Here is a 19,566-nt window from a genome sequence, read left to right as displayed (position 1 = left end):
CGGACCAACCGCGCCCCGTCCCCAGGGAGCCCACCGTGCAGCCATCCTCGTCAGTCGCCCAACCCTCCCCCGATCCACGGCAGTTGCGCCGCGTCGCCGTGTCCGGCCTGCTCGGCACCACCGTCGAGTTCTACGACTTCCTCGTCTACGGCACCGTCGCCGCGCTCGTCTTCGGCGAACTGTTCTTCCCACGGGCCGACCCGGCGGTCGGCACCGTCGCGGCGTTCGGCACCTTCGCCGCGGGCTATCTCGCCCGGCCGTTCGGCGGCATCCTCTTCGGACACTTCGGCGACCGGCTCGGCCGCAAGTCGATGATGCTGCTGACCATGGTCCTGATGGGGTCGGGCAGCTTCCTCATCGGCCTGCTGCCGACGTACGACGCGATCGGCGTCTGGGCCCCGGTGCTGCTGGTCGCCCTGCGCGTGGTGCAGGGCATCGCGATCGGCGGCGAATGGGGCGGCGCGATGCTGATGGTCGTCGAGCACGCCGAGCACGCGCAGGGGTCCCGGCGTGGCCTGTGGTCCAGCTTCACCCAGCTCGGGGCGCCGCTCGGTTCCGTGCTGTCGGCCGGTGTGGTCACCCTCGTCGCCGCGCTGCCGGACGAGCAGTTCCGCTCCTGGGGCTGGCGGGTGCCGTTCCTGCTGAGCATCGTGCTGCTCGGCGTCGGCCTGTTCGTGCGGCTGAAGGTCGCCGAGAGCCCCCTGTTCACGCGGGTCAAGCGCGAGCCGGTGGACAAGCCGCCGATCGTGGAGGTGCTGCGCCGCCCGAAGCCCGTGCTGCTGGCCGCCGGCGTCGGCATCGGCGCCTTCACCGCCCAGTCGCTGCTGACCAGTTTCATGATCTCCTACGCCGTCGACGAGGGATACACCCGCCCGCAGGTGCTGACCGCGGTCACCGTCGCCTCCTGCGTGGCCCTCATCGTCCTGCCCGCCGCGTCCGCGCTGTCGGACCGGGTCGGGCGCCGGCCCGTCGTCCTCGCCGGTGCCGTCGCCTCGGCGGCGCTCGCCTTCCCGGTGCTGGCCCTGGTCGACTCCGGCTCCCCCGGACTGCTGATCCTCGCCCTGGCGCTCGGCCACGGCGTCGCCCAGTCCACGATGTACGGGCCGCTCGGCGCCCTGCTCACCGAGATGTTCGGCACCCGCGTCCGCTACACCGGCGCCTCCCTCGGCTATCAGGGGGCGACCCTGATCGGCGCCGGGTTCTCCCCGCTGATCGCGGGCAGTCTCCTGGCCTCCTTCGGCGGCGGCAGCACCCCGGTGTCCCTGCTGCTGTGCGCGGGCGCGGCGATCACCGCGGTCACCGTGTGGCGGCTGCGCGAGACCCACACGGACGCCCTGGACTCCCCCACCGCCGCCCCCGCCCTGGAAGGAACTTCGCGTTGAGGATCCGCCTCGCCCTAGTGACCGCCTGCCTGTCCGTGGCGGCGACGGCCCTGCCCGCGCAGGCCGCCGACACCGGCACCCACCTGGAGGGCCGGCTCTCCTCCGGCGCCGCGTACGTGATGGACGTACCGGCGCCCTGGAACGGCACGGTCCTGCTCTACAGCCACGGCTACACCCCGGCCGGGGCCCCCAACCCGGCCCAGAACACGCCCGGTCCGGCCGCCCGCGACAAACTGCTGGCCGAGGGCTACGCCCTGATCGGCTCCTCGTACGCGACGAACGGCTGGGCGGTCACCGAGGCGGTGCCCGACCAGCTCGCCACGCTGGACCTGTTCACGGAGAAGTTCGGGGCGGCCCGGCGGACGCTGGCCTGGGGCACCTCGTACGGCGGCTTCGTCACCAGCATGCTCGCCGAGCGGCACCCCGACCGGTTCGACGGATCGCTGTCGATGTGCGGGCTGGTGCAGGGCGGTGTCGCCAACTGGAACAGCACCCTGGACCCGGTGTTCGCGCTGCGCACCCTGCTCGCCCCGGACTCCGGTGTCCGGCTCGCGGGGTTCGCGGACCGGGCGGAGGCGGTCGCCGCCGCGAAGACACTCACCTCGAAGGTCGACGCCGCCCAGCAGACTCCCGGGGGCCGGGCCCGGATCGCCCTGGCCGCCGCCCTGCACAACATCCCCGGCCACAACGACCCCTCGCAGGCCGAGCCGGGCCCCGGCGACTGGAAGACCGCGCAGTCCAACCAGTACACGGCCGTCCGGGGCCTGCTCCAACTGCCCGCGTTCGGCTGGCGGCAGGAGGCCGAGAGCCGGGCCGGCGGCAACCCGTCCTGGAACACGGGCGTCGACTACCGCTCGATGCTCGTACGGTCCCCGCTGTACAAAGAGGTGACGGAGCTCTACAAGGAGGCGGGACTGTCCTTGCGCACCGACCTCTCGGCCCTGGGCCGGGCACCCCGGATCTCCGCCGACCCGTCGGCGGTGCGGTGGATGCGCGACACCAGCGTGCTCTCGGGCCGGCTCACCGACCCCCAGCTGAACATCCACACCACCGGTGACGCCCTGATCCCGGTGCAGTCGGAGAGCGCCTACCGGCGGGCCGCGACCGCGGCGGGCTCCGCCGGGCTCCTCCGCCAGGCGTACGTCGACGCCCCGGGCCACTGCACCTTCACCACGGGCGAGACACTGGCCGCCCTGCACACTGTGGAGATGCGCCTGGACACCGGCCGCTGGGACGCCTCGCCCGGCGCCCTCAACTCCCGCGCGAAGGCGGCGGAGCCGACGGCGGAGCCCCGCTACCTTCCGTACCGCCCGGCCGCCTACCCCCGCCCCTACGACCCCGCCCACCCGGGAGTCACCCGGCCATGACCGCCCCCACCGCGCCCGACCGGCTGCTGTCCGTACTCGCGGCCTTCGACCACGAGCATCCGGCGCTGTGCCTGACGGACATCAGCCGGCGGGCCGGGCTGAGCCTGACCACCGCGCACCGCCTGGTGGGCGCGCTCACCGAGTGGGGCGCCCTGGAACGGGACGAGTCCGGCGTCTACCACGTCGGGCTGCGGCTGTGGGAGCTCGCCGCACTGGCCCCGCGCGGCCTCGCCCTGCGGCAGATCGCGCTGCCGTACCTGGAGGACCTGTACGAGGCGACGCACGAGAACGTGCAGCTGGCCGTGCGGGACGGCCGGGACGTCGTCTACATCGAGTGGCTGTCGGGACGGTCGGCGGTCGGTGTGCACATCCGCGTCGGCGCCCGCTGGCCGCTGCACGCCACCGGGGTCGGACTCGCCCTGCTGGCCCACGGCGACCCGGTGTTCCAGAAGGAGTACTGCGCGGGCGAACTGGCGTCCTTCACCCCGTACACGATCACCGAACCGGAGCGGCTGCGGCGGGCGCTGGCCGAGGTACGCAGGTCGGGGGTCGCGGTGAGCGACCGTCAGGTCACCGAGGACGCCCTGTCGGTGGCCGCGCCGGTACGCGGCGCGGACGGCACGGTGACCGCCGCCGTGTCGATCGTGGTACCTCACGCGGACGCCCAGGTCCCGGTCCTGGGCCCGGCGGTGCGGATGGCGGCGCGTGGCATCTCGCGGGCGCTGGGGTGGCAGCCCTGAGCGATGCCGGGATGCGACGCGCCCCCCATGTTCGCGGGTTCAGGCCTCCCGGGTCGGGGTCATCGCCCAGCGGATGGTCCGGGTCAGGGCGCGGCCGGTGGGGCGTACGGCGAGGTCCTCGACGACCGGCACCCTGGGCAGCCACAGCATCCCGCGCGCCCAGGGCGGGAGCAGGGTGACGGCGTTCGCGGCCAGCCCGCCGTAGAAGGGCCGGACGGCCAGGGGCAGGGGCGGCTGGAACAGCAGGAAGCGGGCGGCTGCCCGGGCCTCGGGCGTGGCCCGCAGCTCGGGCCGGTAGGCGGTCAGGCGCTCGGCCAGTTCGCGGCGGTCCCGCGGCGGGTCGTCCACGCCCAGCGCCTCGGCCACGCGCGCGGTGTCGGCGACGTAGGCGTCGTAGCCGGCGGCGTCCAGCCGGAGGGCCCCGTAGCGTTCGTGGGCGCGCAGGAAGCTGTCCGTCTCGGCGGCGTGCACCCAGCCGAGCAGATGGGGATCGGCCGCGTGATACGGCACGCCCTCGGCCGTCGTGCCGCGGATCCGTCGGTGGATGCCGCGGACATGGTCGACCGCCTGCTGGGCGTCCGCTGCGGTGCCGTACGTCGTCACGGCCAGGAAGGTGCTGGTGCGCTGCAGCCGGCCCCACGGGTCGCCGCGGAAGCCGGAGTGTCCGGCGACCGCCGCCATCGCGAGCGGATGCAGCGATTGCAGGAGGAGGGCGGTCAGCCCGCCGATGAACATCGAGGCGTCACCGTGGACCGTGCGGATCGGCCGGTCCGGCCCGAACCAGCGCGGGCCGGGGGTGTGGTGGATACGGGCACGGGTCGCGGGCCCGCCGGGGCCTGCGACGCGGCGGAACAGGGCCTGGCCCAGCTGTTCACGGACTCCGGTCAGCACGGTCGGCCTCCCTTCTCCTGCTGACCAGTGTCCGGCATGACCGTGGCCGTCCGGGCCTGCCGGTCCGCACGTGTCAGGTCCTCGGGCCGGCCGCCGCGCGGTCGGCCAGGCCGCCGGCGCCGAGCGGCCCGGTGTAGCGGACCGGGCCCGAGGCTTCCAGGCGGGGCAGTTCGCGGCGCGCGACCCGCAGGACCACAGGGGGCATGACCGGGCGTATCGGCTGGGCCAGCCGCAGCCACGCCGGTGCGTACACGGCCGTACGGCGGCGCTCCATGCCCCTGACCAGGCGGGCGGCGACCGTTTCCACCGGGTACACGCGGCGGGCCGGCGGGGGCATGTGCCGGCGCAGCTCCCGCAGGACGGCGTACCGGTCGGCGTCGCGGATCATGTCCGTGTCCGTCCAGTTGAGGTAGGCGATGCCCACCCCGACCCCGCGGTGCGCCACCTCCGCCCGCAGGGAGTGCGCGAAGGCCTCGACCCCCGCCTTGGAGGCGCAGTAGGCGCTCATCAGGGGGGCGGCGCCGAGCGAGGCCAGGGAGGCGACTTGGAGGAAGTAGCCCGCCGTGTCGAGCAGGTCCGGCAGGAACGCCCGGGCGGTCTGGGCGCTGCCGGTGAGGTTGACGTCGATCACGCGGCGCCAGGCGGCCGGGTCCGAGGCGAGCAACGCGCCGCCCTCGGCGATGCCCGCGTTCGCCACCACCGCCGACGGACGGCCGAGGCGGGCCCGCACGGTGTCCGCCGCGGCTTCCAGCGCGGAGAGGTCGGTGACGTCGGCCTCCAAGGCGAGGGCCGGACCCGGCAGGGAGGCGGCCACCGCGTCCATCGCGGTCTTCTCGTGGCCGACGAGCGCCACCCGGGCTTCCCGCCGTGCCGCTTCGCGGGCCAGTGCCGCGCCCACACCGCGGGCGGCTCCGGTGATGACGATGGTGCGCTCGGCGAGCGGGCTGCTGCTCATGGGCTGCCCTTCCTTACGGTGCCTGACCCGCCCCCGGGGGCCGGGTCAGCGTCTGGCTCCGGTGCGATCGCGGTGGGCGAGGAGCCGCTGGGCGCGGGCCAGACCGGGGGGCCGGTTGCGGCGCAGGGCGGCCCGCGCGGCGTTGGATCCCGGCGCTCCGTGCACCCCGCCGCCGGGATGGGCTCCGGAGGAGGCGAGGTACAGGCCCGGCACCGGGGTTTCCGGTCGGCCGGTGCCCGGCATGGGGCGGAAGACGAGCTGCTGGTGGATCGCGGTGGTGCCGCCGTTGATGGCCCCGCCCGCGAGATTGCCGTCGAGTGCCTCCAGGGTCGGGGGTGCGAGGATGCGGCGGCCGCGGATCAGGGAGCGGAATCCGGGCGCGAAGCGCTCCACCTGGCGTTCGACGCGGTCGGCCATGAGCTCCTGGTCCTTGGTGGACCATTCGCCGGTGATTCCCTCGTCGCCCGCGTCGGCGCGGATCTCGTGGGGGATGTGGGTGTAGGCCCACGCCGATTCGGTGCCCTGCGGCGAGCGGGAGGCGTCGGAGGTGGTCATCTGGCCGAAGATCAGGAACGGGCGGTCCGGGACCTGCCGCATGGCGATCTGGGCGGCGAAGCGGGTCAGCTCGTCCATGCCGTCGGCGAGGTGCACGGTACCGGCCCGGGACGCCTGCTCGGCCTGCCAGGGCACCGGGCCGTCGAGCGCCCAGTCGACCTTGAAGGTGGCGAAGTCCCACTGGAAGCGCCGCAGGTCGTCGAGGATCTGCGCGGGCAGGTGCGCGGGATCGACCAGTTCGCCGTACAGGGCGGGCACCGACACGTCCGCCAGCACCGCCCGGCGGGCCGGCACCGCGTCACCGGTCGCCGTCCGCACTCCGACGGCCCGCCCGCCGCGGACGACGACCTGCTCGACGCGCTGTCCGCAGCGCACCCGTCCGCCCAGGGTCTCCAGACGCCGGACCAGAGCCGAGGTCAGCGCGCCGGAGCCGCCGGCCGGGACCGGGAAGCCGTAGGTCTGGCCCAGCATGGCCATCAGCCAGCCGAAGCCGCCGCTGCCGGCCGCCTCGGGGGCGAGGTCGGCGTGCAGGGCGTTGCCGGCCAGCAGCAGGCGCCCGCCCGGGCCGCGGAACTCCTCCTCCCCCAGGCGCCGCACCGGCAGCACCAGGGAACGGGCCATGCGCAGTCCGCCCGCCGCCCGCAGCCGCAGCGCCAGCCGTGCGGTCGCGCGGACGGGCGGGAACGGGGTGAACAGGGCGCTCAGGAGATCGGGGCCCAGGCTCTGCCACACCTCGTGCAGCCGCTGCCACGCGGCTCCGTCGCCCGGCTCGAAGGTGTCCAGGGACGCGGCGGTGGTGTCGACATCGCGGTCCAGGACGGCGCAGCTGCCGTCGGTGAGGGGGTGGGCCAGCACGCTGGGCGCGTGGCTCCAGCGCAGTCCGTACTCCTCGGGGTGCAGCGCGGCCAGGACGGGCGAGGCGGCCGCGAGGGGGTAGAAGGAGCTGAACAGGTCGTTGACGAAGGCGGCGTCGACGCCCCTGTCATGGCGTACGGCGCCGCCCGGTTCGGGCTGCTCCTCCAGTACCTCGACGCTCCACCCGGCGTCCGCGAGGACGTTGGCGGCGACCAGCCCGTTGGGGCCCGCGCCGATGACCACGGCGTCAGGCATGGCCCGCTCCGTCCGCCTCGGATCCCATGGTCACCTGGCCCAGGGCGCGGCGGGTACTCTGCCCTGCCTCGGCCTCGCACAGTCTGGCCAGCCGGGCGAGCATGGCGCGGTGGCGCAGCTGGATCAGCGCTTCGAAGCCGACGTTGTGCAGCCGGCCGCCCGCGCCCCGCAAGGGATGTTCGTCCACGATCACCAGGCAGTGCTCGCCCCAGGGCCGCAGCTCGATCGCGATGCGTGCCGTGCCCAGGGCGCCGGCCTTGGCCTCCAGTTCCAGCCGGGTGCCTTCCTCGCAGGAGCGGACGACCGTCTCGTTGTCGAGCCGCACCGGGCCGAGCCGGACCTCGTAGCGGATGGCCGAGCCCGTGCGCGGCCACTGTCCGCGGACCGGGTGGGACTCGGAAGTTCCCACCACCCACTCGGCGTAGCGGTGACCGTCGGCGAGGACGTCCCACACGGCGCCCGGTCCGACTCGGATCAGGTGATGGCGAACGGCCACGGATGCCTCCTGCTGCCTCGACCGGTGGTCTGCGTGCACCCCGAGTGCCCCGGAAGCCCTGGTTCAACAGCGCGGCGCGTCGGAGGACGGGCCGGGACAACCGTCCCGGCCCGCCGGAAGTCGAACCCTTGCGAGGTGCTGACGGGGGGAGGCCGGGGATGGCGCAGTCGGGCAGGGCGCGGCGGTGGGCACGGTGGCTGGCGGGGCACCGCTGGTGGCAGCACGGGCTGCGGTGGCTGCTGATGGCCACCGTGGTGATGGTCATCGTCTCCATCGTCCACTTCGCGGGGCTTCCCGAGTGGACGATGGGGGTCGGCGTCGTTCTCATTCTGGCCATGGACGACGCGGTGGCCTGGTACGTGAAGCGGTGGTCCGCCGAACCGGAGCAGCCAGGCGGTGAAGAGGCCTCCGGCTGACCCGGTCCGCTCGTTCAGGCTCTGCAGCCGGCCACAGCCGCTCAACTTTCTTGGCTTCATCCCTTGACGGCACGGGTGCGGTGGAGCACATTGGCGGCACTTTGAGAGCGCTCTCACCCCTTCCGAGAGGCCCCCGCATGAGCGAAACCTCAAGCACCCTCCGCAGACCCCGCCCCTTCCGGCGGGCGTTCGTCGCCGTCGTCAGCACGCTCGGCCTGGCGGCGGCCGCCGCCGCGGTCGCCACCCCGACGGCCAACGCCTCGGCCCCACCACCCCCGTCGGGCTGGACGCAGGTGTTCGTGGACGACTTCAACGGCGCCGCCGGCTCCGGCGTCAACACCTCCCACTGGCAGTACGCGACCGGCAAGGGCTACCCGGGCGGTCCCGCGGGCTGGGGCACCGGCGAGATCGAGACGATGACGAGCAGCACGGACAACGTCTCGCTCGACGGCAACGGCAACCTGCGCATCACGCCCCGGCGGGACGCCGCCGGCAACTGGACCTCCGGCCGGATCGAGACCAACCGCACCGACTTCCAGCCCCCGGCCGGCGGCAAGCTGCGCGTCGAGTCGCGCATCCAGGTCCCGAACGTCACCGGTGCCGCCGCCAAGGGCTACTGGCCGGCGTTCTGGATGCTGGGCGGCCCCTACCGCGGCAACTACTGGAACTGGCCCGCGGTCGGCGAGCTGGACATCATGGAGAACACCCAGGGCATGAACACGGTGTTCGCCACGATGCACTGCGGCACCTCACCGGGCGGCCCCTGCAACGAGACCAGCGGCATCGGCGGTTCGACCACCTGCCAGGGCACCTCCTGCCAGGCCGGCTTCCACACGTACCGGATGGAGTGGGACCGCTCGACGAGTGTCGAGGAGATCCGCTTCTACCTGGACGGCGTCAACTTCCACACGGTGCGCGCCCACCAGGTCGACGCGACGACCTGGAAGAACGCCACCGACCACGGCTTCTTCATCATCCTGAACGTCGCGATGGGCGGCGGTTTCCCCGACGCGTTCGGCGGCGGCCCGGACGCCGGGACGCAGCCGGGCCACGCGATGGTCGTCGACTACGTACAGGTGCTGTCGTCCGGCGGCGGCACCACGCCTCCCCCGACCGGCGGCCGCGACGCCTACGGGACCATCCAGGCCGAGTCCTACGACGGCCAGTCCGGCGTGATCACCGAGACGACGTCCGACTCCGGCGGCGGCCGGAACGTCGGCGCGCTCGCCAACGGCGACTGGCTGCACTTCAAGGGCGTCGACTTCGGCTCCTCGGCGGCCCGGCAGTTCAGCGCCCGGGTCGCGAGCGGCGCGGCGGGCGGCGTCAGCGGGCTCGTCGAGGTGCGGCTGGACAGCCGGAGCAGCGCGCCCATCGGAAGTTTCGCGGTGGGCAACACCGGCGGCTGGCAGTCGTGGCGGACCGTCCCGGCGAACATCGGCGACGTGACGGGGACACACGACGTGTATCTGACCTTCACCAGCGGTCAGCCGGCCGACTTCGTGAACGTCAACTGGTTCACCTTCGGGCACTGACCGTCCCCGACAGGGGCTCCACGCGCGCGTGGAGCCCCTTTTCGTTGCGCTGAGCCGCCGTCAGCGCAGTTCCGCCCGGAACGCCGCCGGGGTCTGGTCCGTGTGCTGGTGGAAGAACTTGGAGAAGTTCGCGGCGTCCGGGAAGCCGACCGCCACACCGACCCGGCCGATCGGCAGGTCGGTGTGGGCGAGGAGCCGTTTGGCCTCCAGGACCACGCGCTTGTCGATGAAGGCCTTGGGGGTCTCGCCGGTGGCCGAGCGCACCGCCCGGACCAGGGTGCGGCGGGAGTAGCCGAGCGCGTCGGCGTAGGCGCTGACGCTGTGGTTGGTGGCGAAGTCCCGCTCCACGGCGTCCCGGAAGAGGGTGAAGGTGGAGTCGGCCCGCTGCCGCAGGGCCTGAGCCGAACTCGCCGCGAGGTGGGCGAGCCGCAGCAGGAACGCCGTCAGCGAGTGGCGCAGGACGGCGGTGTGCAGGCTCAGCGGGAGTGTCGCCGTGTCCTCGTACTCGCGCCGCAGGTGCGCGAGCGCGGCCTGGAGACCGGCGAGTTGGGCGGCGTCGGGGCGCAGCAGCGGCGGCAGGTCGTAGCGGTAGAGGCCGGTGGCCTCCACGGTCGAGCGGGGCAGGAAGCCGGGTTGCATGGTCAGTACGGTTCCGCGGTACTCGCTGGTGCGCGAGAAGCGGTGGACCTGCCCCGGGCGGATCCACAGCAGGTCCCCGGCCGTGGCCTCGTACTCGGTGAAGTCGACCATGTGCCGGACCGGGCCCGCGCCGAACAGCAGGACGATGTGGAAGTCGATGCGGTGCACGCGCTCCAGCGGCGCGTCGGCGTGCCAGGTACGGCCGGTGCCCATCGGGCCGACCTGCATGCCGACGCCGCCGACGCTGAGCTCGACCGGGAAGGGGAACGTATCGATCCCGTCGCCGCCTTGGATGCTTCTGTCCGCCATGTCCGCCTCGTACCGCCCCGCTCGCGTGACCTGCTGCCGGTGGGGTGTCCCACTTTCACCACAGGCTGGCACACGACAACCTTCCCTCGAAAAAGTCAGACTTTTAATTTTGAAGACGTCAGACCAGCAACTTCGCTTCCATCGAGGACTTCTTGAAGATGAGCACGCAGACAGCGGACAGCTTCGAATGGACCGAACTCGACCGGCGTGCCGTCGACACCGCCCGCCTTCTGGCCGCGGACGCCGTCCAGCGGGTCGGCAACGGCCATCCCGGTACCGCGATGAGCCTGGCACCGGCCGCCTACACGATCTTTCAGAAGGTGATGCGGCACGATCCCGCCGATCCCGAGTGGACCGGCCGTGACCGCTTCGTCCTGTCCCCCGGCCACACCTCGCTGACCCTGTACACGCAGCTCTACCTCGCGGGCTACGAGCTGGAGCTGGACGACCTGAAGGCGTTCCGCACGCACGGCTCCAAGACGCCCGGCCACCCCGAGTACGGGCACACCGCCGGCGTGGAGACCACCACCGGCCCGCTCGGCCAGGGCGTCGCGAACGCCGTCGGCATGGCGATGGCCGCCCGCTACGAGCGCGGTCTGTTCGACCCGGACGCCCCCGAGGGCGACTCCCCCTTCGACCACACGATCTGGGCGATCGTCTCCGACGGCGACCTCCAGGAGGGCGTCTCCGCCGAGGCCTCCTCGCTCGCCGGCCACCAGAAGCTCGGCAACCTGGTCTTCCTCTACGACGACAACCACATCTCCATCGAGGGCGACACCGCCACCGCGTTCTCCGAGGACGTGCTGAAGCGCTACGAGGCCTACGGCTGGCACGTGCAGCGGATCACGCCCGCCGAGGACGGCGACATCGACGTGCACGCGCTGCACGCGGCGCTGCGGGCGGCTCAGGCCGAGACCGAGCGGCCCTCGATCATCGCGATGCGCACCATCATCGCCTGGCCCGCCCCGAACGCCCGGAACACCGAGGCCTCGCACGGCTCGGCGCTCGGCGAGGACGAGGTCGCCGCCACCAAGCGACTCCTCGGCTTCGACCCCGAGCGGTCCTTCGAGGTCGCCGACGAGGTACTGGCCCACACCCGCCGGGCCCTGGACCGGGGCGCCGAGGCGCACACCGCCTGGGACAAGCGGATCGCCGCATGGCGGAGCGAGAACCCGGAGCGGGCCGCCACGTTCGACCGCGTCAGCAAGGGCGAGCTTCCCGAGGGCTGGGAGGACGCCCTGCCGGTGTTCGAGCCGGGCAAGGCGGTCGCCACCCGTGCCGCCTCCGGCAAGGTCCTCCAGGCGCTCGGCCCGGTCGTCCCGGAGCTGTGGGGCGGTTCGGCCGACCTGGCCGGCTCCAACAACACCACCATCGACAAGACCAGCTCCTTCCTCCCGGAGGGCAACCCGCTGCCGGAGGCCGACCCGTACGGGCGCACCGTCCACTTCGGCATCCGCGAGTTCTCCATGGCCGCGGAGATGAACGGCATCGCCCTGCACGGCAACACGCGCATCTACGGCGGTACCTTCCTGGTGTTCTCCGACTACATGCGCAACGCGGTGCGGATGTCGGCCCTGATGCAGCTGCCGGTGACGTACGTATGGACGCACGACTCCATCGGCCTGGGCGAGGACGGCCCGACCCACCAGCCGGTCGAGCACCTCGCCTCCCTGCGGGCCGTCCCCGGCCTGAACGTCGTGCGCCCCGCCGACGCCAACGAGACCGCGATCGTCTGGGCCGAGATCCTGAAGCGGCACTCCACCGCCCCGGCCCCGCACGGCCTCGCGCTCACCCGCCAGGGCGTGCCCACGTACGAGCCGAACCCGGAGGCGGTTCGCGGCGGTTACGTGCGCTTCGAGGCGGAGGGCGGCGAGCCGCAGGTGATCCTGATCGCCACCGGATCCGAGGTGCACGTCGCCGCCGGGGCGCGCGAGCAGCTCCAGGCCGCCGGCGTGCCCACCCGCGTCGTGTCGATGCCGTCCGTGGAGTGGTTCGAGGAGCAGCCGCGCTCGTACCGCGACAGCGTGCTTCCGCCGTCCGTGAAGGCCCGGGTCGCCGTCGAGGCCGGTATCGGCCTGACCTGGTACCGGTTCGTCGGGGACGCGGGACGCATCGTCTCCCTGGAGCACTTCGGTGCCTCCGCCGATGCCACGACCCTGTTCGCCGAGTACGGCTTCACCCCCGAGAACGTCGTCGCCGCCGCGCGCGAATCCCTGTCTGCGGCTCGTGGCTGATCCGACCGCCCGAAAGAAGATGATCACTGTGACCGAAGCGACCGCGAGCGCGGGAGCACTCGAGCGCCTGTCCGACGAGGGCGTGTCGATCTGGCTGGACGACCTGTCGCGCCGGCGGATCGAGTCCGGCAACCTGGCCGAGCTCGTCGCCACGAGGAACGTCGTCGGCGTCACCACCAACCCGTCCATCTTCCAGGCCGCCATCGGCTCCGGCGCGGGTTACGAGGAGCAGCTCGCCGACCTGGCGGTGCGCGGTGTCAGCGTCGACGAGGCCGTCCGGATGATGACGACCGCCGACGTCCGGTCCGCCGCCGACGTCCTGCGGCCGGTGTACGAGGCCACCGGCGGCCGGGACGGATGGGTCTCCATCGAAGTCGACCCCCGGCTGGCCCACGACACGGCGGCGACCGTCGCCGAGGCCCGGCAGCTGGCCTGGCTGGTGGACCGCCCCAACGTCATGATCAAGATCCCGGCGACGAAGGCGGGCCTGCCGGCGATCACCGAGGTGATCGGCGCGGGTATCAGTGTGAACGTGACGCTGATCTTCTCCCTGGAGCGCTACCGCGAGGTGATGGACGCCTACCTCGCCGGCCTGGAGCGGGCGCGGGCGGCCGGGCTCGACCTGTCGGGCATTCACTCGGTCGCGTCGTTCTTCGTCTCCCGCGTCGACGCCGAGATCGACAAGCGGCTGACGCTGCTGGGCACGGACGAGGCCCTCGCCCTGAAGGGCAGGGCGGCCCTGGCCAACGCGCGGCTCGCCTACGAGGCGTACGAGCAGGTCTTCGCCGGGGAGCGCCTGCAGTCCCTGGAAGGCGCCGGAGCCAACCGGCAGCGCCCCCTTTGGGCCTCCACCGGTGTGAAGGACCCCGCGTACAAGGACACCCTGTACGTGGACGAGCTGGTCGCCTCCGGCACGGTCAACACCATGCCGGAGGCCACGCTGAACGCCGTCGCCGACCACGGCGACGTCCGGGGCGACACCGTCACCGGCGGCTACGACCGGGCCCGAGAGGATTTGGTGGCAGTCGAACGGCTCGGCATTGCATACGACGAGGTGGTGCGGCAACTGGAGGACGAGGGCGTGGCCAAGTTCGAGGTGGCCTGGCAGGACCTGCTGGACGCGGTCACCAAGTCCTTGAACAGCATAGGAGTTGACGCGGAATGAGCGAGGGCATCGAGGGCATCCCCCAGACGGCCGAGCAGGAGACCAAGGGGACCAAGGAGGACAAGGAGGCCCGGGCGGCCCAGGAGGCGGCCGGGGTCGAGCAGACCGGGGTGAGCGGCACGGCGGAGGCCGCCCCGTCCGCGGACCGCGCCGACACCGACACCGACACCGACACCGACACCGACTTCATCAACCCGCTGCGCGACGCGCAGGACCGCCGTCTGCCCAGGATCGCGGGCCCGTCCGGGCTCGTCATCTTCGGCGTCACCGGTGACCTGTCCCGCAAGAAGCTGATGCCGGCGGTGTACGACCTGGCCAACCGCGGCCTGCTGCCGCCGGGCTTCTCCCTGGTGGGCTTCGCCCGCCGGGACTGGGAGGACCAGGACTTCGCGCAGGTGGTGCACGACGCGGTCCGCGAACATGCCCGCACCCCGTTCCGCGAAGAGGTCTGGCAGCAGCTCGCCGAGGGCATGCGGTTCATCCCGGGCGACTTCGACGACGACACGGCGTTCAAGCAGCTGCGCTCCGCCGTGGAGGAGCTGGACGCCTCCCGGGGCACCAGCGGCAACTACGCGTTCTACCTCTCGGTGCCGCCGAAGTTCTTCCCCAAGGTCGTCCAGCAGCTGAAGAAGCACAAGCTGGCCGACGCCCCCGAGGGCTCCTGGCGCCGCGCGGTCATCGAGAAGCCGTTCGGGCACGATCTGGAGTCGGCCGAGGAGCTCAACCGGATCGTGCACGAGGTGTTCGACCCGGAGCAGGTCTTCCGCATCGACCACTACCTGGGCAAGGAGACGGTCCAGAACCTCCTGGCGCTGCGCTTCGCCAACCAGATGTTCGAACCGATCTGGAACCGGTCGTACGTCGACCACGTGCAGATCACCATGGCCGAGGACATCGGCATCGGCGGCCGCGCCGGCTACTACGACGGCATCGGCGCCGCCCGTGACGTCATCCAGAACCACCTGCTCCAGCTCATGGCGCTCACCGCGATGGAGGAGCCGGCCGCCTTCGACGCCCCCTCGCTGCTCACCGAGAAGCTGAAGGTCTTCAAGGCCGTGCGGCTGCCGCAGGACCTGGGGCAGGGCACCGTGCGCGGCCAGTACGCGGCGGCCTGGCAGGGCGGCGCGAAGGTGCGCGGCTATCTGGAGGAGGAGGGCATCGACCCGTCCTCCACGACCGACACGTACGCCGCGGTCAGGCTCCAGGTGGACAACCGCCGCTGGGCCGGCGTCCCGTTCTACCTGCGCACCGGCAAGCGGCTGGGCCGCCGGGTGACGGAGATCGCGGTGGTGTTCCAGCGGGCCCCGCACTCCCCCTTCGACTCCACCGCGACCGAGGAGCTCGGCTCCAACGCGATCGTCATCCGCGTTCAGCCGGACGAAGGCATGACGGTCCGCTTCGGCTCCAAGGTTCCGGGTACGTCGATGGAGATCCGGGACGTGACGATGGACTTCGCGTACGGCGAGTCGTTCACCGAATCGAGCCCCGAGGCGTACGAACGGCTCATCCTCGACGTCCTCCTGGGCGACGCCAACCTGTTCCCCCGTCACCAGGAAGTGGAAGAGTCCTGGAAGATCCTCGACCCGATCGAGCAGTACTGGGCCACGCACGGCCGGCCCGCTCAGTACGCCTCGGGCAGCTGGGGACCCGAGGAAGCCGACGAGATGCTCGCACGAGACGGACGGAGCTGGCGCAGGCCATGAAGATCGACCTGACCGACACCACGGCAAGCAAGATCAACAAGGCGCTGGTGCAGGGGCGCCGCGCCATCGGCACGCCTGCCGTGGGCATGGTCCTGACGATGGTGATCGTCACGGACGAGGAGAACGCCTACGACGCGATCAAGGCGGCCGAGGAGGCCTCGCACGAGCACCCCTCGCGCACCCTGGTCGTCATCAAGCGGCACGCCCGCACCCCGCGCGACCGCCAGTCCTCCCGCCTGGACGCCGAGGTCCGGGTGGGCGCCGACGCGGGCACCGGCGAGACGGTGATCCTGCGGACCTACGGCGAGGTGTCCGACCACGCCGACTCGGTGGTGCTGCCGCTGCTGCTCCCGGACGCCCCGGTGGTGGTGTGGTGGCCGGTGGACGCCCCCGAGGTCCCCTCGAAGGACCCGCTCGGCGCACTGGCCCAGCGGCGGATCACCGACCTGTACGCCGTCGAGAACCCCCTGGAGACGCTGCGGGCCCGGGTCCGCTCCTACGCGCCCGGCGACACCGACCTCGCCTGGACCCGGCTGACGCCCTGGCGTTCGATGCTGGCGGCGGCGCTGGACCAGGCCCGGGCCCGGATCACCTCGGCGGCGGTGGAGGCCGAGGCCGAGAACCCGGCCGCCGAGCTGCTGGCCCGCTGGCTGGAGGCGCGGCTGCACGTCCGGGTCGACCGCGTGGTCACCGCCGGTCCCGTCGTCACGGCCGTGCGCCTGGGCACGGAGAACGGCGAGATCGTCATCGACCGCCCCGAGGGGCCGCTGGCCACGCTGACCCTGCCGGGCCAGCCGTCGCGCACCCTCGCACTGAAGGTCCGTGCCACCTCCGAACTCATCGCCGAGGAGCTGCGGCGCCTCGACGCGGACGAGATGTACGCCATCGCCCTGAACGGCGAGGCAACCGAGGAGACCCCTGCTCATGTCTGACTCCCCCTCCGGTTCCCCGAGGCTCACCCGGCGCCCCGAGTGGGCCGCCCTGGAGGACCACCGCACGGACGCCCTGCCACAGCCGGATCTGCGTGAGCTGTTCGCGGCGGACCCGGGGCGCGCCGAGCGCTACGTCGTGCACGTCGGCGACCTGCGCATCGACTACTCCAAGCACCTGGTCACCGACGAGACGCTGGCCCTGCTCCAGGAGCTGGCCGCCGCGACCGACGTGTCCGGGCTGCGCGACGCCATGTTCCGCGGTGAGAGGATCAACGTCACCGAGAACCGGGCCGTGCTGCACACCGCGCTGCGCGCCCCGCGGGACGCGGTGATCGAGGTCGACGGCGAGAACGTCGTCCCGGGCGTGCACGCCGTGCTCGACAAGATGGCCGCCTTCGCGGACCGGGTGCGCTCCGGTGAGTGGACCGGCCACACCGGCAAGCGCATCCGCAACGTCGTCAACATCGGTATCGGCGGCTCGGACCTCGGCCCGGCGATGGCCTACGAGGCCCTGCGGCCGTTCACCGCGCGGGAGCTGACGTTCCGCTTCGTGTCGAACGTGGACGGCTCCGACCTGCACGAAGCGGTGCGCGACCTGGACCCGGCGGAGACGCTCTTCATCGTCGCGTCCAAGACCTTCACCACGATCGAGACGATCACGAACGCCACGTCTGCCCGCTCCTGGCTGCTCAAGGGCCTGGGCGGCGAGGAGAAGGCGGTGGCCAGGCACTTCGTCGCGCTGTCGACCAACGCGGAGAAGGTCGCCGGCTTCGGCATCGACACGGCCAACATGTTCGAGTTCTGGGACTGGGTCGGCGGCCGCTACTCGTACGACTCCGCGATCGGCCTGTCCCTGATGATCGCCATCGGCCCGGACCGCTTCCGGGAGATGCTCGACGGCTTCCGCATCGTCGACGAGCACTTCCGCAATGCCCCGGCGGAGGCCAACGCCCCGCTCATCATGGGCCTGCTGGGCATCTGGTACGGCAACTTCCACGACGCCCAGTCGCACGCGGTGCTGCCCTACAGCCACTACCTGTCGAAGTTCACCGCCTACCTCCAGCAGCTCGACATGGAGTCCAACGGCAAGTCGGTGGACCGCGAGGGCCGTCCCGTGGAGTGGCAGACGGGTCCGGTGGTGTGGGGCACGCCGGGCACCAACGGGCAGCACGCCTACTACCAGTTGATCCACCAGGGCACGAAGCTCATCCCGGCCGACCTCATCGGCTTCGCCCGGCCGGTCGGCGAGCTGAGCGACGAACTGAAGGCGCAGCACGACCTGTTGATGGCCAACTTGTTCGCGCAGGGGCAGGCACTCGCCTTCGGCAAGACCGCCGAGGAGGTGCGCGCGGAGGGCGTGCCCGAGGAGCAGGTGCCGCACCGCACCTTCCGGGGCAACCACCCCACCACCACGATCCTGGCCACCGAACTGACCCCGTCGGTCCTCGGCCAGCTGGTCGCCCTCTACGAGCACAAGGTGTTCGTGCAGGGCGCCGTCTGGAACATCGACTCCTTCGACCAGTGGGGCGTCGAACTCGGCAAGGTGCTCGCCAAGCGCGTCGAGCCCGCCCTGACCGAGGGCGCTGACGTCCCCGGTCTCGACCCGTCCACGGCCGCGCTGGTGGCCACCTACCGCACTCTCCGGGAAGTGAACTGACATGCAGATCGGTCTTGTGGGTCTCGGCAAGATGGGCGGCAACATGCGCGAGCGCCTGCGCAACGCCGGCCACACCGTCATCGGATACGACACCAACCCCGAGAAGTCCGACGCCAGCAGTCTGGCCGACCTCGTCAACCAGCTGGAAGCACCCCGCACGGTCTGGGTCATGGTCCCGGCCGGCGAGCCCACCCAGCATGTCATCGACCAGCTCGCGGGCCTCCTGAAGCCGTACGACACGGTGGTCGACGGCGGCAACTCCCGCTGGACGGACGACGAGAAGCACGCCGAGGAGCTGAGCAAGCGCGGTATCGGCTTCGTCGACGCCGGTGTCTCCGGCGGCGTGTGGGGCCTGAAGAACGGCTACGCCCTGATGGTCGGCGGCGAGAAGGAGTACGTCGACCGGCTGCTGCCGATCTTCGAGGCGCTCAAGCCGGAGGGTCCGTACGGCTACGTCCACGCGGGCAGGGTGGGCGCCGGGCACTTCGCCAAGATGGTCCACAACGGCATCGAGTACGCGATGATGCAGGCCTACGCCGAGGGCTGGGAGCTGCTGGAGGCCGTGGACTCGGTGGACAACGTCCGCGAGGTGTTCCGCTCCTGGCAGCAGGGCACCGTCATCCGCTCCTGGCTGCTCGACCTGGCGGTGGACGCCCTCGACGAGGACGAGCACCTGGAGGAGCTCCGGGGCTACGCCCAGGACTCCGGCGAGGGGCGCTGGACCGTGGAGGCGGCGATCGACAACTCCGTGCCGCTGCCCGCGATCACCGCCTCCCTCTACTCCCGGTTCGCCTCCCGGCAGGACGACTCGCCGCAGATGAAGATGATCGCGGCGCTGCGCAACCAGTTCGGCGGCCACGCCGTCGAATCCGCGAAGAAGAAGGCGTAGGACGTGGGCGATCTGCTGCTGGTCCGCCACGGCGAGACGGAGTGGAGCCGGAGCGGACAGCACACCAGCTTCACCGACCTGCCCCTCACCCCGAACGGTGAGAAGCAGGCCACGTCGCTCGCCCCGCTCCTCGCGGGCCGCTCCTTCGCACTGGTCCTCACCAGCCCGCTCGGCCGCGCGGTGCGCACGGCCGAACTCGCGGGCCTCACGGGGGCCGTGCGGGATGCGGACCTGCACGAGTGGTACTACGGCGCCTACGAGGGCGTCACCACCGAGGAGATACACCGCACCCGCCCCGACTGGGACCTGTGGACCGACGGCGGCCCGCCCGGCCCCGACGGTGAGCCGGGCGAGTCCCCCGAGGAGGTCGGCGAGCGGGCCGACCGGGTGCTCGCCCGGGCGGCGAAGGCACTGCCCGAGGGCGATGTGATGCTGGTGGCGCACGGCCACTTCCTCCGCGTCCTGACGGCCCGCCGGCTGGGTCTGTCCCCGGCGGAGGGGCGGCTGTTCCGGCTGGAGACCGGCACGGTCAGCCGGCTGTCGACCGAGCACGGCCGGCCCGTGATCGTGGAGTGGAACATCAGGGCGTAACCG

At 72.2% G+C, this 19,566-nt stretch carries 17 protein-coding genes; 12 read left to right on the top strand and 5 right to left on the bottom strand.

Features of this window, described 5'->3' with window-relative positions; genetic code table 11:
* The first annotated feature begins 35 nt into the window (after positions 1–35).
* Genes ACIRDU_RS08720 through ACIRDU_RS08710 form a run of 3 tightly spaced genes read left to right on the top strand, consistent with a single transcriptional unit; the run spans position 36 to position 3,489 of the window.
* Complete coding sequence (locus tag ACIRDU_RS08720) at positions 36–1,382, top strand: MFS transporter (RefSeq protein ID WP_403576172.1); 1,347 nt, start codon at positions 36–38, stop codon at positions 1,380–1,382.
* The gene (locus ACIRDU_RS08715) at positions 1,379–2,749 is read left to right on the top strand and encodes an alpha/beta hydrolase family protein (RefSeq protein WP_403576170.1); all 1,371 of its coding nucleotides are present in this window, start codon (positions 1,379–1,381) and stop codon (positions 2,747–2,749) included. The genes ACIRDU_RS08720 and ACIRDU_RS08715 overlap by 4 nt, the downstream gene beginning before the upstream one ends.
* Complete coding sequence (locus ACIRDU_RS08710; protein WP_403576168.1) at positions 2,746–3,489, top strand: IclR family transcriptional regulator; 744 nt, start codon at positions 2,746–2,748, stop codon at positions 3,487–3,489. The genes ACIRDU_RS08715 and ACIRDU_RS08710 overlap by 4 nt, the downstream gene beginning before the upstream one ends.
* A gap of 39 nt (positions 3,490–3,528) precedes the next feature.
* Here ACIRDU_RS08710 and ACIRDU_RS08705 read toward each other — a convergent pair whose 3' ends face one another.
* From ACIRDU_RS08705 to ACIRDU_RS08690, 4 genes are all read right to left on the bottom strand, one after another.
* The gene (locus tag ACIRDU_RS08705) at positions 3,529–4,380 is read right to left on the bottom strand and encodes an oxygenase MpaB family protein (RefSeq protein WP_403576166.1); all 852 of its coding nucleotides are present in this window, start codon (positions 4,378–4,380) and stop codon (positions 3,529–3,531) included.
* Between the two features lie 73 nt (positions 4,381–4,453).
* The gene (locus ACIRDU_RS08700) at positions 4,454–5,335 is read right to left on the bottom strand and encodes an SDR family oxidoreductase (RefSeq protein WP_403576164.1); all 882 of its coding nucleotides are present in this window, start codon (positions 5,333–5,335) and stop codon (positions 4,454–4,456) included.
* A gap of 45 nt (positions 5,336–5,380) precedes the next feature.
* On the bottom strand, positions 5,381–7,000 hold the full coding sequence (locus ACIRDU_RS08695) for a phytoene desaturase family protein (RefSeq protein ID WP_403576162.1): 1,620 nt from the start codon (positions 6,998–7,000) through the stop codon (positions 5,381–5,383).
* A complete protein-coding gene (locus ACIRDU_RS08690) occupies positions 6,993–7,496 on the bottom strand; it encodes an SRPBCC family protein (protein ID WP_403576160.1) in 504 nt (167 codons plus the stop codon). The genes ACIRDU_RS08695 and ACIRDU_RS08690 overlap by 8 nt, the downstream gene beginning before the upstream one ends.
* 158 nt (positions 7,497–7,654) lie before the next feature.
* Between ACIRDU_RS08690 and ACIRDU_RS08685 the strand changes: the two genes are divergently transcribed.
* Both ACIRDU_RS08685 and ACIRDU_RS08680 read left to right on the top strand, forming a co-directional pair.
* Positions 7,655–7,912 (top strand): hypothetical protein, encoded by a 258-nt coding sequence (locus ACIRDU_RS08685; protein WP_403576158.1) that lies wholly within the window; start codon positions 7,655–7,657, stop codon positions 7,910–7,912.
* A 137-nt stretch (positions 7,913–8,049) separates the two neighbouring features.
* Positions 8,050–9,444, top strand: coding sequence for a glycoside hydrolase family 16 protein (locus ACIRDU_RS08680; RefSeq protein ID WP_403576156.1), 1,395 nt, complete (start codon positions 8,050–8,052; stop codon positions 9,442–9,444).
* 60 nt (positions 9,445–9,504) lie between these two features.
* Here ACIRDU_RS08680 and ACIRDU_RS08675 read toward each other — a convergent pair whose 3' ends face one another.
* On the bottom strand, positions 9,505–10,392 hold the full coding sequence (locus tag ACIRDU_RS08675; protein ID WP_403576154.1) for a helix-turn-helix domain-containing protein: 888 nt from the start codon (positions 10,390–10,392) through the stop codon (positions 9,505–9,507).
* A gap of 158 nt (positions 10,393–10,550) precedes the next feature.
* Between ACIRDU_RS08675 and tkt the strand changes: the two genes are divergently transcribed.
* The 7 genes from tkt to ACIRDU_RS08640 are packed head-to-tail and all read left to right on the top strand — an operon-like array spanning position 10,551 to position 19,563.
* Positions 10,551–12,626: a transketolase gene (tkt, locus tag ACIRDU_RS08670; RefSeq protein WP_403576152.1), complete on the top strand. Its 2,076-nt coding sequence runs from the start codon at positions 10,551–10,553 to the stop codon at positions 12,624–12,626.
* A gap of 19 nt (positions 12,627–12,645) precedes the next feature.
* Positions 12,646–13,791 (top strand): transaldolase, encoded by a 1,146-nt coding sequence (gene tal / locus ACIRDU_RS08665; protein ID WP_403576150.1) that lies wholly within the window; start codon positions 12,646–12,648, stop codon positions 13,789–13,791.
* Positions 13,788–15,494, top strand: coding sequence for a glucose-6-phosphate dehydrogenase (gene zwf, locus ACIRDU_RS08660; RefSeq protein ID WP_403576148.1), 1,707 nt, complete (start codon positions 13,788–13,790; stop codon positions 15,492–15,494). Before tal ends, zwf begins: the two co-directional genes overlap by 4 nt.
* Positions 15,491–16,426, top strand: a complete 936-nt coding sequence (gene opcA / locus ACIRDU_RS08655; RefSeq protein WP_403576146.1) for a glucose-6-phosphate dehydrogenase assembly protein OpcA — start codon at positions 15,491–15,493, stop codon at positions 16,424–16,426. The genes zwf and opcA overlap by 4 nt, the downstream gene beginning before the upstream one ends.
* Positions 16,419–18,083 (top strand): glucose-6-phosphate isomerase, encoded by a 1,665-nt coding sequence (gene pgi, locus ACIRDU_RS08650; protein WP_403576144.1) that lies wholly within the window; start codon positions 16,419–16,421, stop codon positions 18,081–18,083. The genes opcA and pgi overlap by 8 nt, the downstream gene beginning before the upstream one ends.
* 1 nt (position 18,084) lies before the next feature.
* A complete protein-coding gene (gene gnd / locus ACIRDU_RS08645) occupies positions 18,085–18,972 on the top strand; it encodes a phosphogluconate dehydrogenase (NAD(+)-dependent, decarboxylating) (RefSeq protein ID WP_403576142.1) in 888 nt (295 codons plus the stop codon).
* A 3-nt stretch (positions 18,973–18,975) separates the two neighbouring features.
* Positions 18,976–19,563 carry a histidine phosphatase family protein gene (locus ACIRDU_RS08640; protein WP_403576140.1) on the top strand — a complete coding sequence of 196 codons (588 nt, stop codon included), beginning with the start codon at positions 18,976–18,978 and terminating at the stop codon, positions 19,561–19,563.
* The last annotated feature ends 3 nt before the right edge of the window (positions 19,564–19,566 follow it).

The sequence above is a fragment of the Streptomyces sp. NPDC093598 genome, assembly GCF_044764825.1.
GTDB lineage: Bacteria > Actinomycetota > Actinomycetes > Streptomycetales > Streptomycetaceae > Streptomyces.
The sequence above is the reverse complement of the archived record's forward strand: the minus strand, read 5'-3'. Positions and strand labels throughout refer to the sequence as shown.